The organism is Paenibacillus oralis, from assembly GCF_003863965.1.
In the GTDB taxonomy this organism is placed as follows: domain Bacteria; phylum Bacillota; class Bacilli; order Paenibacillales; family Paenibacillaceae; genus Fontibacillus; species Fontibacillus oralis.
In genome coordinates this window covers 6,907,151-6,920,530 of the sequence record NZ_RRCN01000001.1, presented here as the reverse complement: position 1 = coordinate 6,920,530, position 13,380 = coordinate 6,907,151, and the positions used below count along the sequence as shown (strand labels likewise).

Annotated in this window: 8 protein-coding genes and 2 pseudogenes; 8 read left to right on the top strand and 2 right to left on the bottom strand. The window is 47.5% G+C overall.

The window, feature by feature from the left end:
• Nucleotides 1-135: 135 nt before the first annotated feature.
• Nucleotides 136-692, bottom strand: a pseudogene (locus tag EHV15_RS30875) (ABC transporter substrate-binding protein); the annotation flags it as partial.
• Between EHV15_RS30875 and EHV15_RS30870 the strand changes: the two are divergent.
• A pseudogene (locus EHV15_RS30870) lies at nt 675-1,208 on the top strand (ATP-binding cassette domain-containing protein); the annotation flags it as partial. The pseudogenes EHV15_RS30875 and EHV15_RS30870 sit on opposite strands and share 18 nt — an antisense overlap.
• A 770-nt stretch (nt 1,209-1,978) precedes the next feature.
• Here the strand turns inward: EHV15_RS30870 and EHV15_RS30865 are convergent.
• Nucleotides 1,979-2,170 carry a helix-turn-helix domain-containing protein gene (locus tag EHV15_RS30865; RefSeq protein ID WP_128634630.1) on the bottom strand — a complete coding sequence of 64 codons (192 nt, stop codon included), beginning with the start codon at nt 2,168-2,170 and terminating at the stop codon, nt 1,979-1,981.
• A 128-nt stretch (nt 2,171-2,298) separates the two neighbouring features.
• Here EHV15_RS30865 and EHV15_RS30860 point away from each other — a divergent pair, with 128 nt between their 5' ends.
• From EHV15_RS30860 to EHV15_RS30825, 7 genes are all read left to right on the top strand, one after another.
• Complete coding sequence (locus EHV15_RS30860; protein ID WP_128634629.1) at nt 2,299-3,687, top strand: helix-turn-helix domain-containing protein; 1,389 nt, start codon at nt 2,299-2,301, stop codon at nt 3,685-3,687.
• 286 nt (nt 3,688-3,973) lie between these two features.
• Nucleotides 3,974-5,332: a helix-turn-helix domain-containing protein gene (locus tag EHV15_RS30855; RefSeq protein WP_128634628.1), complete on the top strand. Its 1,359-nt coding sequence runs from the start codon at nt 3,974-3,976 to the stop codon at nt 5,330-5,332.
• A 169-nt stretch (nt 5,333-5,501) separates the two neighbouring features.
• Nucleotides 5,502-6,518 carry an Rpn family recombination-promoting nuclease/putative transposase gene (locus EHV15_RS30850; protein ID WP_128634627.1) on the top strand — a complete coding sequence of 339 codons (1,017 nt, stop codon included), beginning with the start codon at nt 5,502-5,504 and terminating at the stop codon, nt 6,516-6,518.
• Between the two features lie 189 nt (nt 6,519-6,707).
• Nucleotides 6,708-8,411 carry a ribonuclease J gene (locus tag EHV15_RS30845; protein WP_128634626.1) on the top strand — a complete coding sequence of 568 codons (1,704 nt, stop codon included), beginning with the start codon at nt 6,708-6,710 and terminating at the stop codon, nt 8,409-8,411.
• A 110-nt stretch (nt 8,412-8,521) separates the two neighbouring features.
• Nucleotides 8,522-9,913: a helix-turn-helix domain-containing protein gene (locus EHV15_RS30840; protein ID WP_128634625.1), complete on the top strand. Its 1,392-nt coding sequence runs from the start codon at nt 8,522-8,524 to the stop codon at nt 9,911-9,913.
• Between the two features lie 889 nt (nt 9,914-10,802).
• Nucleotides 10,803-12,209, top strand: a complete 1,407-nt coding sequence (locus EHV15_RS30830; protein WP_128634624.1) for a PTS transporter subunit EIIC — start codon at nt 10,803-10,805, stop codon at nt 12,207-12,209.
• A gap of 135 nt (nt 12,210-12,344) precedes the next feature.
• Complete coding sequence (locus EHV15_RS30825; RefSeq protein ID WP_128634623.1) at nt 12,345-13,379, top strand: LacI family DNA-binding transcriptional regulator; 1,035 nt, start codon at nt 12,345-12,347, stop codon at nt 13,377-13,379.
• Nucleotide 13,380: the final 1 nt, after the last annotated feature.

The following is a 13,380-nucleotide window of genomic DNA, read 5'->3' as shown; positions in this document are numbered from 1 at the left end:
TGCTACAACCGTTAGATTTCCGGCGGACGATAGTTTCAATTCGAAAGCAGGCTACTTCTAAATTAGAGAGCGAAACAGCCCCTGCGCTTCCCGGTGAGCGCAGGGGCTGTTTTTGCGTGTAGCTGTAGAGATCTATTACTTGGATGCTTTATATATGTCCAAATACTCTTTGACCCTCGCCGGATCGGCGGCGAGCTCGTTGCCGGTTTTGACCAGCGGGCTGACGGTGGAGACGGCTTTGAGCTTGTTGTTATTGTAGAAGGCGAGAATTTCGTCCTGGTTGATGGAATAAAGCACCGCTTTGCGCAGATCCTCGCTTTTGGCTACGTCCCGCCCCGCCGTATTGAAGAGCAAGTAGCTTAGCCGTTGCTTTCGATCGTTTGCAATTTCAGTTTGCTGTCGCCCTTAACGATATCGTATTTCGTTTCCGGCACTCCGTAATAGAGGTGGATTTCGCTGTTGCGCAGCGCGGAAAGCGCGCTGTCCGTATCGGCGATGAAGCGCACCTTCACCGTGGAAATTTTAGGCTCGTCTTTGGAGCCTTTGCGATAACCGGGATTTTTGTAAAAGATTGCTTCATAATCATTTTTGGATGACAAAATATAAGGGCCGCTGGCATACAAGGTGTTGTTGTACTGGCTGCCTTCCGTGACCGTGTTTTGGTCGCCGTACGGGAGACGCTTGGCGTGGTCGGCGAGTCGGGGAGCGGCAAATGGACGACCGGACGCGCTATCCTGCGTCTGCATCAGCCGACGGCCGGGAATGTGTATTACCAGGGGATTCCGGTAAACCGGTTGTCATCTGCAGAAATGAAAACGATGCGCCGTTATAGGCAAATGATTTTTCAGGACCCTTATGCCTCGCTCAGTCCCCGGCTGAAAGTAGAAGGTATCATCGGCGAGGCCCTCGATGTTCACCGGCTGGCGGGCAGCCGGGCTGAGCGGAAGAAAAGGGTGGAGGAGCTGCTGGATATGGTCGGGCTTGACCCCGCTTTTGCCCGGCGTTATCCGCATGAGTTCTCCGGGGGACATCGGCAAAGAATCGGCATTGCCCGCGCCCTGGCGGCGGAACCCAAGTTTATCGTTTGCGATGAGCCGCTTTCCGCGCTTGACGTATCTATTCAAGCCCAGGTGGTCAAGCTGCTGGAGGAGCTTCAGCAGCGGTTAGGCCTGACTTATTTATTTATCGCTCATGATCTTTCGATGGTCAATGGTAGAGGGCGATGCTCAGGTAGAGAGGGGAGGGGAAAAGGGACCTGGAGGCTAAGGGACACCAGAGCCGTTATTTGCGAAAAAACGGGAGTTTGCAAAATGTAACGGACACAGATGACGTTATTTACCTCAAATTGCCCTGGATGAACGGGTTTAGAGCGAAATAGGGTCGCCTGTGTCCGTTAGGCTGGGAAATACCCGGGAAATGGGTGGATAAGGTCGCTGGTGTCCGTTAGAGCGGCGTCCAAAGTTTAGGAAAAGTAGAAGTCAGAGCCACTAATGGGCTGTCAGACGTTTTTCTTAACTCCACTGGCATAAAAAATTGCTCATGCGGATACATTGCGGCATGAGCAATTTTTAATCCAGTCTGTTAGCGTGACTTTCAGTGCTCCTGAATTAAAGCTCTGACTTCTTCTGCGGAAAGTTTGGTCATGTCTGCAATAGTCGAAACGTCGAAGCCACGGGCAAGGAGCCGCCAGGCTGTTTGCCGTTTCTCTTGAAGGATACCTTCAGCCAAACCCTCGGCTCGGGATGCTTCATCACGCAAGAATTTCAGCCGAGCTTCGTACTATTCGTGTCTGAGCGTCCTGACTGAGAAATTCCAATGTTGTCATTGCTTTTTTCAGCATCGGTTTGTTCACCGTCAACACCTCCCATTGCTTAGGTTCCACGCCTCTTAAAAATAACAACCAATTGACCGCGGCGAATCTTTTTCGACTCATAAAGTCACGTCCTCAGAAAATATGCAAACAAATGATATTATCGGCTTAGTTGTTTCCTTTTCCGCTCCTGAACATCTCTTTCAACACTCGGTTGGCCATGTACAGCGTGTCTGCGATTTTTTGCAAGGTTGCAAACTGAACATTTTGTTCATCACGCTCTAAACGCCCGATGAACGAGCCGTATGTATCCAAGGCCTCGGCCAATTGCTCCTGGGTAAGGCCTTTTAATTTGATCATGTGAATTATTGACAAAAAATAACATTTATATTAAATTAGGAAATAGAAATTGACCATTGATCAAAAAGCATTAAATCTATAATTTATATTTATTTCCAGTTTGCATGATTCTAATAGAGGTGGTTTGAATGCGTCAGACAACCACGATTTTAGCTGAATTGAAAGACTTTATGAAACGGGAAAACCTGAATATTAACCAATTGGGGAAGCTCACGGGGCTGAATTCAGGATCGTTGAGTTCGATTATAAACGGAAAGAAGGTGATGAGTGTTGAGCAATTGGATCGCCTGACAGCTTCATTTGGACGATCCGAAGGTGATTTGTACGAGCAGTACCTTCAGGACTACTTAATCCCTAGTCCCCCAAACTGGCGCAGAATCAGACCTTTTTTTTACCGCTGTGAGGAACTGAATAAGCTGGACTGTATACGGAAGACTGTTGATTTATTATTGGATAATCTTCTGTATTCTTCTGTGCTGTTCGAAGCCGCGGAGGATTTTTTTAAAAGCAGCAAGTATGCGGCAGCCGCCATCCTGTATGAAGGTATAGCGGAGAGCGAGCAAAAGCAGCATTCAGAACGTTTGGCCGTATGCCAGTATCGTTTGTTTACGATAAGACAAGGAACCGACCAAGAGCTGAATTATCAGGCAGCCATTCAATTCGAGCCTTATGTGGAGCGCCTGGATGAAATGGACCAGTTAGATGCGTTAAAGGATTTGGTTAATGCTTATCGTGCCTTGAACCGCTGGGATAAAGTAGAGAAAATGATCCAAATGATGGAGCATAAAGCCAAGATTTTTTACTTCTCGGAACGTCAGAGAGTAGATTCACTAAAGAAAACGAAAAGACCTTTGTTTTTTTATTTGGCTTATTCTTATCTTCTTCGTGGAAATATTTGTGATCTACGTAGAGATTATGAGCAAGCATTACGGTATATTCAGCTTTATGCGGATTTAAGTTGGGTAAAGGAGACTGACCAGGAAACGCAGCATTGGAAGAATCTTTTCCAAGAATGGTCTCATGCGAACTATTTATTGACCAAGATATCCTCTGGGGATACAAGTGTGCTCTCAGAGTATGTGGCCTATATTGAACCTAAAAAAGATGAAATTGTTCTATCTTTACTGAATATTATGGAAGCCGCCAATCGATTTAGTATTGATGTTGATGATATACTGCAACGATTTGAAGTGGAGATTAGATCTATAACTAAAAAAATAGAAGCACTTGGGGTCTACACTCAACAGATGATCATGGATAATATTTCCCGACTTCTAAATGAATTAGCCGATTACTACTTACATAAGGGCAAATACTTGGACGGGTTTAAATATCTAATTGATAGTTTGGAAATATGTTCAAAAATAAATAATAAGGCATGTATAATCAAGTGTGTGGGATTATTTGAAGTTTTCAGAGATTATGCTACTTCCGAAACTAATTCGACCTACAAAATTTTGATTAACGAGGTGTACGAAGATGAAAAGAAAATGGGCGTCACTCCTCTTGTTAAGTAGTCTTTTAATAATGCTGACTAGTCCCGTTCAAGTCATGTCATATGAGGCCAGCCCCGCAATTTCTCTTTACGGACACCACGGAGGCGGTTAATCTATACATTCGAAACTGTTTTTTTGCATAGACCAGTTCATACGAGCTGGTCTTTTTATCATAATTAATTTTCGTACTTTTTATTATCGATCCACCTAAATATAGACATAATACCCTAAAGTATACTAAAAGGGAAAAAATGCGTCGAGAAAAATGTACATAATTATATTTTCAATAAAGAGAGGGGAGGTTAATTTGAGACATGCAGCCACGATTCTTACGGAAATAAACGAATATATGCAGAAGCATGAGCTGAATCTTACGCGTTTCGCAAAGGAAGCTGGGATAAACACTGGAACGGTGAGTGCTATTTTAAATGGCAATCGTCCGCTGGCCGTCGAACAATTGGAACGGTTAACTAAGGCGATGGGGCATCCAAGAGGTCATTTCTACGAAAAATACATTAGAGAGTATTTGTATGAAACCAATCCCGACTGGCGTAGAGTAGGGCCTTTAATCCGTCATTGCGCTGAGTTGGATAAACTGGATAGTATCCGTGAAATCGTCGGGTTGCTGTTGGATTATTTATTTTACGCTCCGTTATTGTTTGATCTGGCTGAAGAATTTTATGAAGAGGGTAAGTATGCAGCAGCGGAGATTTTATATGAAAATGTGGCGATGAGCGAGCGGAATCAGCATTCGGAGCGGTTGGCCATGTGCCAGTACCGGTTGTTTTTGATAAGACAAGGAACTGACCAAGAGCTAAATTATCAGGCGGCTATTCAATTCGAGCCATTTGTGGAACGGCTGGATGAAATGGACCAGTTAGATGCGTTAAGGGATTTGGCTAGTGCTTATCGGGCCTTACGCCGATGGGATAAGGTAGAAAAGATAATTCAAATGTTGGAGCTTAAAGCCAAGATTTGCTATTTCTCGGAACGGCACCAGCGGGCAGGAGCATTAAGAAAAACGAGTAGGCCGTTGTTTTATTATTTAGCCTATACTTATCTCCTTCGCTCAAATGTTTGTGAGTTACGAGGAGACTATGAGCAAGCACTACGATTTAATCAGCTTTATATAGATTTAAGTTGGGTGAAGGAGAACGACAAGGAAACGCAACATTGGAAAAATCAGTTTCAAGAATGGGGTCATGTGAATACTCTATTGATCAGACTATCGTCTGGGGATGTTAGCGTACTTCCAGATTATGTGGCTAATATCGAACCTAGAAAAGATGAGATAGTTCTCTCACTATTAAATATCATGGAAGCCGCCAACCGGTATGATTTTAAAGTTGATGACGTACTCCAGTGCTTTGAAGAGGAAATTAAATCTATAGCAACACAACCAAAAGCTCTTGGAGTGTATTCTCAACAGATGATTTCAGATCGTGTTTCCCGACTTCTAATTGAGTTAGCAGCTTATTATCTGCGCAAAGGCAAATACTCGGAAGGCTTCAAATATCTAATAGATAGTTTGGAGAAATACTGCAGTTTAAATATAAACACCAGGTCGTCGCTAATCAAATACGTGGAACTATTTGAGCGTTATAAAAGCTTTGCTTCTCCTCAAGTCGCTGCGGCCTATCAAGATTTGATCGATACTCTGAAATAACATTGTTTGGGGAAAACAACATTACTTTCCATCCCGATCGGTGATATAGTTTACGTATAAAAATGAAACGAAAAAGTGAAGCACACTTGCTGGCGCCTAAGGGGCGCTGTGGCGGTGTGCTTTTTTTGTTGCGAAATTTCTATATTATGGGGGGAGGAAGGGATTAAACATGAGTACTTATGAACTAGCGGTGAAAGAAGAGAAGGCGAAATGGCCGGAAGGCAGGTCGTTTACCCCGCACGACGAAGCGTTTAAGAAGCTGCTACAAACCTTTTTTGCGGAGTTTATCGAACTGTTCTTTCCTGAGTTCGACAAACTGCTCGATCATCGTCATACCCGTTTTCTAATGCAGGAACTGCTTGTGGATATCGTTGGCGGGGAGAAGCGGACGCTGGATCTGCTGCTGGAGACGAGATACTTGGAGCTGGATGCGTACATACTGATTCACATCGAACCGCAGTCCTACCGGGAGAACGACTTCCATGAGCGGATGTTCATCTATTTCAGCCGTTTGTTTGAGCGGCATCGGAAGGAGTATAAACTGATTATTCCCATCGCCGTTTTTACAGCGGACGAAGCCAAGGAGGAGATAAATACGCTGGAGATGGGCACGCCGCAGCAGTCAATTTTGCGGTTTGAATTTATGAAGGTGGAGCTGCGGAAGCAACCCTGGCGGCAATTTATCGATTCCGGCAATCCGGTGGCTGCTGCACTGCTGGCGAAAATGGGCTATACTAAGGGAGAAGAGCGAGAAATACGCCTGGCGTATTTACGGATGATTTTACGGCTACAAGGTAAGTTGGATGATGCGCGAATGGCCTTGATCATGTCGGTGGCGGATCAGTATTTCAATGCCGATCCCGAGCAAGACAAACGGTTGTTGGAAGAGTTGAAAGAACAATACCCGGAGGAAGGTGGGTCCCTTATGAAACTGATGCCTGTGTGGAGTCGTTTGGGGTACGAGGAAGGCTTGAAGGAAGGTTTGGAAGAAGGCTTGGAGAAAGGGATTGAGCAAGGAATTGAGAAAGGCAGAGAACAAGGCATAGCAGTGGGCATGGAAAAGGGAATCGAGAAAACTGCCCTCAATATGCTTTGCGAGGGAATGGAGATATCGCTGGTGGCCAAAGTTACGGGGCTGTCTGAAGAGCAGGTGGTGAAGCTGAAGAAAACAAGCACCATAAAATGAACTAAACTACTCCGCCCAACACAGCATAATCCTCAATTCGGTTTGGAGTTGTTCCATTTAGAATGGAACAACTCCAAACCGCCTTTGCCTCATGAGAAAAATTTAAATAGTTATTATGCCCATTATTCAGTATAATTTTGTATGAATGCTTACGAAGAATGAACCCTTCAGGAGAGGATTAACGATCTAATGAATGTAGCAGTAAATAAACCAGCAAAAACAAACCGGCGCTCCAAATCGTCTCCGCCGCCCGTCCGTATTTTTTCGCTTGGGGGCATCGGCGAGATCGGCAAAAACATGTACGGCATCGAATACAGAGATGAAATCGTCCTGATTGACGCCGGCCTCAAATTTCCAGATTCCCGGCTGTCGGGAATCGACTGTATTATTCCGGATATTCGTTATTTGATTGATAACAAACATAAAATGAAAGGGCTTTTTTTGACGCATGGTCACGAAGACCATATCGGGGCCATTCCGTTTGTGCTTCGCCAGCTGCAGATTCCGATTTACGGCGGGCCGCTGACGATCGGTCTGGTCAAGGCGAAATTGGAAGAATACCGGCTGCAGGGGCAGGCGGAGCTGCATGTTTTCCATGAGGATGACCGCTTTAAGTTTAACCATCTGGCCGTGCATTTTTTCCGGACGACGCACAGCATTCCCGATGCGTTTGGCATCGTAGTAGATACGCCTTACGGCTCCGTTGTACATACGGGGGACTTTAAATTCGATTTCACACCGGAGGACCGTCCGGCCGATCTGTTCAAAATGGCCAGCGTCGGCGGAGAAGGCGTGCTGGCGCTGCTGGCTGACAGCACCAACAGCGAAAAGGAAGGGTTCACTCCTTCCGAACGCCGCGTCGGCGACGCGATTCTGGATTCGTTCCGCGGCTGCAAGGGGCGGATCTTGTTCGCCACGTTTGCGTCCAACGTCCATCGGCTTCAGCAGGTCGTGGAGGCGGCGGCGCTCTGCAACCGGAAGATTGTCGTCATCGGCCGCAGTATGGAGAAGGTATTTGCCATCGGACAGGAGCTGGGGTACATTCGCGTACCGGAAGGCATGCTGGTTGACGTCAAGCATATCGACCGTTTTGAGGACCGGCAGATTTTGATCGTATGCACGGGCAGCCAGGGCGAGCCCAATGCCGCCTTAAGCCGGATCGCCTCGGGCGCTCATCGCCATGTGCAGGTTTATCCCGGGGACACGGTCATTTATTCTTCGTCCCCAATCCCGGGCAATGCGCCAAACATCAATCGGAGCATCGACGCGCTGCTGCGGGCCGGGGCGCACGTCATTTACGGCTCGATTTTTGACATCCATACATCAGGTCACGGCAACCGCGAAGATTTGAAGCTGATGCTCAGCTTTATCCGGCCGAAATATTTTATTCCGATTCACGGCGAATACCGCATGCTGCTGAACCATCGTAACCTGGCGCTGCAGACAGGTATTGCGGAGGACCGCGTATTTATCCTGAACATCGGCGACACGCTGTCGGTGTACCGCAACCGGGCCAAACGGGGCAAAACGATCCCGTCCGGCGAAGTGTTCATCAGCAACGGGGAAATGCGCACCTTCGAAGACGAGCTGCTGGTCGAGCGGATGGAATTGGCCCAGGAAGGCATCGTGATCGTGGTCATGACGGTGGACCGGAACACGCGGCAGATTTTGGCGGGACCTGACATCGTGACGCGCGGTTTCGTTTATATGCAGGATGCCAGACCGCTGTTACGGCGGGCGGAGGCACAGCTGAAGCGGAGCCTGAACCGGATGCGCGACAAGGAATATGACCGCAAAGCCTGGCTGCGGGCGACCCAGCAGGTGATGCGGAGGTATTTTATGAAAGAGGTTGGCCGAACGCCGCATATTATGCCTTCCATTTTAGAGGTGTAAAATCCAGGCCGACAGGAGCTTCCCGAATCAGGGAGGTTCTTTTTTTTAATGGACCCCCTGATTCATAGTTTCGTATAATGTGTAAAAATAGGGGTGGGAGGCGAGAGGGGATGACGAATATATCCACGTTACGTTCGGTAATCAGCAGCCAGTTGGAAATGAAGGGTTATTCGCTAAACAGCTTTTCCCATCGCTCGGGAATCAATCGCGGCACACTCAGCGCAATTTTAAACGGCAATCCTCCCAAACCGATCTCGATCGGCCAGTTGGATTCCATTACTGAAGCCCTTGATCAGCCTCCCGGGAAATACTATTCGCTTTATATCGAAGAATGTATCAATACGGATCATCCGAACCGGCGGCGGTTGAAGGCGTTTTTGCTGCGGTGCGCGGAAATCGGGGAGCTCGCAAGGATTGAGGAAATTTTGTCGCGTTTAACGGAGGACTTGTCCTATCTCCCGATGATTTTTGCGACCGGCGAAGAGCTCTACGCGAGCGGTAATCATGAAGCGGCGATTCTTTTTTACTTTAGCGTCTGCGAAAATGAGAAATATCAGCATGCCGAGCGGCTGGCGATCAGCCAATATCGGCTGTTCCGCTTATCCATCGGTGACGATGCGGAAAAAAATATGCGGGCCGCCACCTGGTTCGAACCGTACCGCAACCGTCTGCCCGAGGATATTCAGCTTGACGGGCTGCTGCATTTGGCCAATGTGTATTATACGCTGCAGCGCTGGAAGTACGTCGAAGTTTTTGCCGATGAACTGCGGACTCTGGCTACGAGCATCTATGAGTGCAACCCAAAAAAACGGCGTTTTTTCGAAGGATTCAGAGCGGAGCGCGAACTGGTCGTGTACTACGGCCAAAGTTATTTGCTTAAAGGTTCGGCCTTGGAGCACCAGGGCAAATATAGCGAAGCGCTGAAATGCGTGGACGGCTATGCGGATCTAAGCTGGTTCGAGGGCTTAAACGAAACCGGCCGGGAAGAGGTGGCGAAGTTTAAAATCTGGGCCGAAGCAAACAGGTACAATTTGGAGGTACTGAACGGCAATGATGCGGTTCTCCCGGAATACGTGGCGTTCCTCAAGAAACATCCGCATGAAATTCTCCCCAGCTTGCGGATCATCGCCGAAGCGGCGAATATGAACAACTTTTCGATAGACGATGTCTTAAAAGAGTTTCCCGTTAATACGAATTTTTATAACTGGTCCGGTAATTACTATGTTCCGATGGTCAACAAGGATCGTTATCTCGATTTGATTTATCAACTGGCGATTTACCATTTTCGCCGCAAAGAGATCGCCGCCGGGCTGGAGAAGTTGTTATATGCCCTCAGCTATGCGATTTCCCTCAACAATAAGGAGCATTTCTTCAAGATGGTTCCTTGGTTTGAGCAGCATAGGGGACAGGCTTCGGCTCAGCAGCTGAAAGAGTATGAAACATTGATGAGAGAGGTATTAAAAGATGCGGAAATGGGTTCTGGCCTTCGTGCTGGTCATTAGTTTAGGCGCCGGCATCGTAGGGCTCGCGCCTCCATCCGGCGGAACCACGGCTTGGGAGAACGGGGTTGGGGGGTAATTTCCCCTTAGAAACATAACTGGTTATTGAATATGTTAAAGGCGATCCATCTGAGGTTAAAAGCCCTGGCATGGTTCGGCTTTTTTTATTGGATTTTAAGCTGATAGTGGAACTATGGGAGGGCGATGCGCAGGAAGAGAGGGAAGGAGAAGAGGAATTTGGGGGCTAAGGGACACCAGAGCCGTTATTTTCGGAAAAACAGAGGTTTGCAAAATGTAACGGACACAGATGCCCTTATTTTCCTCGAATCGGCCTGGATGAACTGGTTTAGAGCGAAATAGGGTCGCCTGTGTCCGTTAGGCTGGGAAATACCCGGGAAATGGGCGGATAAGGTCGCTAGTGTCCGTTAGAGCAGTGTCCAAAGTAGAAGTCAGAGCCATTAAAGGACGCTGTCAGGCTTTTTTCTTATTGCCTCGATAACTACTATGCGAAACGGAACGGAGTTAAGGTGAGCTTTGATCCGAATTTTCATAAAAAACTGACGGGCAAAGCGAAAATCAATCAAGCCGGAGTCCGTCAATTGCTTCAGATGATGCGATAGCGTTGAACCGGTAACCGATCCAAGTCTTTCGCCGACCGCGGTGAAGCATAAATAATCCTCTTTCGCGAGCAATAAAGCGATTTTTTGAAAACGGTTTATTGACAAGTCGAATATTGTCGTTTATACTGGGGGCATACCTGCAGGGTAAGATATTTTTTTAAAGCATTACTGAAACGTTTCAGTGTTGTTGAGACTATTTTTTTTGAACATTTACTGTAACGTTTCAGTAAGCGCAAGCACATGAGAAAAAAAGTTACCGGGGTGACGCAAAAATGAGTAACAAAGAGGCCGCAACAAGCATTATCAAGCTAGTGGGGGGAAAGAACAATATTTCCAGCTTGATTCATTGCGCCACAAGGCTGCGCTTTGAACTAAACGACAGCTCTCTTGCCGATCGGGACGCGCTTAAAGCGCTGCCGGCGGTGCTCGGGGTAGTGGATTCGCAAGGGCAAACGATGGTGATTATCGGCCCGCAAGTGAATGAAATGTATGCCGAGATTATGCGGCAGTTAGAGACCGGCCCAGACGGACAAGCGCTGGACAGCGGTCCCGCCAACCCGGGGGATAACGCTCCAACCACCGCCAAAGCCCCTAAAAAATCGTGGTTCGATAAGCTGCTCTCCACGATTTCGGCGATTTTTACGCCGTACATTCCCATTCTGGCGACCTCCGGGATTATTAAAGGTCTGATCGATATTTTGGCGCAGTCCGGGATTCTCCCTAACACAAGCAATACTTATTTGATTCTGGCCGGTGCGGGCAATGCCTTGATTTATTTCTTTCCGATCCTGCTGGCGTTTACGGCCGCGCAAAAGTTTGGGGCCAGCCCTTATATTGGCGCAGTGATCGGCGCGGCTTTGATGGAGCCGAACATTACGGGGATTACGACAACGGGCAATGTGATCGACTTTTTGGGGATTCATTTTACCGCGATGAATTTTTCCAGCACCGTCATCCCGATCATTTTGGCGATTTGGGCCTACTCTTATCTGGACAAGCTGCTTAAAAGATTTTTGCCCAAAGCGCTCCAGTTCATCTTTGTGCCGCTCCTGTCCGTGCTGATCATGGTTCCTTTGACTTTGATGGTGTTCGGGCCGGTCGGCGGATTTTTGGCTAATCTTGTCGCTGACGGATACGAGTTTTTCCTTAATTCCAATGTCATTATCTTTAATGCGATCTTCGGGGCTTTGTTTGTCTATGTCATTATGCTGGGCATACACTGGGTTGTCCTGCCGCTGCAGTTATCGTACCTGGCGGAACATGGCATGGAATACAGCCTCGGATCGGGCGGAATGGGCAACTATGCGCTGCTCGGAGTCTGCCTTGCCGTGATGGTGATTTCCAGAAGCAAGGAAGAACGAACAATCGCCAGTTCCTCCGCGTTCGTCAATTTTCTGTCGGGCGTTACCGAACCAGGCTTGTACGGGGTGGTGATGAAGAACAAAAAATATTTCATCTCCTTGACGCTAGGGGGGTTGGCCGGAGGCATTATCTGCGGCGTGACCAAAACCTACATTACGAACTTTGCCTTTACCGGCTTGTTCGGATTGCCGGCATTCCTGTCGTCCCCGACCGCGCTGACTTATTTTATCGCCGTGGGCGTTACGCTGATCGTATCGTTTTTTACGACGGTTCTGTTAAGCAAGCAAAATATCCGGTTCAAAAAGCCGCAGGCATAAACGGGAGACGCCAACGTCGGGCAGCCGAAGCCGCAGATCGCGCAGACGTTTAAAACTACTCTACTAACGTAAGGGTTCAAAAAAACCTTTATAATAAATTAAAAACGGATGAATAGGCGCGAGGTGCAAATAGAAATGGCTACGATCAAGGATATTGCAAAACTGCTGGATATTTCGGTTTCGGCTGTCTCCATGGCTTTGAACGACAGTCACGAAATCGGTGAGAAAACCAAAATCAAAGTGAGAGAAGCGGCAAAACAGTTGAACTATGTCAGAAACGGTTCGGCGATCGATCTGCAGCGCAAAAAAACCAATGTGGTTCTGCTCATAACCGATAATCCGACCCGCCCGTATTTTACGGATTCCTTAACCGTCGTGCAAAATGAGCTGATGATGAAAAATATCGATTTGGTTATTATTACGGCAAACGACAAGCACAGAGGTACGGCGGAGCGGTTTATTTCCGAAAATAGAGCGGATGCCGTGATCTGTATGTCCAAGTTTATTTCCGACGAATTTGTCAATTTGTATGCCAACAAGAGCATGCCGATTTTTGTCATGGGCAGAGCGCCGGAGTTGATTGCGAACGAGTATGCGGTCAATGTCGCCCTTGATTATGAACGCGTCGGAGAGGATATTACGGAATATCTGATTGCGAAAGGGCACCGTAAAATCGCCTTCGTCAAAGGCAGCAAAACCTCGGTCGGGACGAGTTACCGGTATAAAGGCTACTTGCGGACTTTAAAAAGATTTCAGCTTACGCTCGACAAGGAGCTCATTTTTGAGGCGCGCGGCAGCGATTACGACCATGGATACGGCATTACGGAAAAAATCATCGGTAAAATCGCTTCCGGGCAGGTCGAGGCGATTTTTTACGCCACTGACGATCTGGCGGTCGGCGGTTTGCAAAAGCTGCTGGAAAACGGAATTGCCGTGCCTGAGGATGTATCGATCGTAGGTTACAACAATTATCCGATTTCCAGAATGGTTACGCCCCCGATCACGACGGTGGACCTGCATCAGCAGAAGATTATGCGGAGAGTGGCCAAATCTCTGATCGCGATGGTGGAAGGAAGCAAGACGAAAACTGACGTGGTGAAAAAACTGCAAAAAGACGCTATTTTCCAATCGGAAATTATCGAAAGAGGTTCCGTTAAAAATAGAGAGTAAG

Excerpts from the sequence above, each read along its gene's own strand:
- EHV15_RS30865 (WP_128634630.1), bottom strand. The coding sequence starts at position 2,170 with ATGATCAAATTAAAAGGCCTTACCCAGGAGCAATTGGCCGAGGCCTTG.
- EHV15_RS30860 (WP_128634629.1), top strand. The coding sequence starts at position 2,299 with ATGCGTCAGACAACCACGATTTTAGCTGAATTGAAAGACTTTATGAAA.
- EHV15_RS30850 (WP_128634627.1), top strand. The coding sequence starts at position 5,502 with ATGAGTACTTATGAACTAGCGGTGAAAGAAGAGAAGGCGAAATGGCCG.
- EHV15_RS30845 (WP_128634626.1), top strand. The coding sequence starts at position 6,708 with ATGAATGTAGCAGTAAATAAACCAGCAAAAACAAACCGGCGCTCCAAA.
- EHV15_RS30840 (WP_128634625.1), top strand. The coding sequence starts at position 8,522 with ATGACGAATATATCCACGTTACGTTCGGTAATCAGCAGCCAGTTGGAA.
- EHV15_RS30830 (WP_128634624.1), top strand. The coding sequence starts at position 10,803 with ATGAGTAACAAAGAGGCCGCAACAAGCATTATCAAGCTAGTGGGGGGA.
- EHV15_RS30825 (WP_128634623.1), top strand. The coding sequence starts at position 12,345 with ATGGCTACGATCAAGGATATTGCAAAACTGCTGGATATTTCGGTTTCG.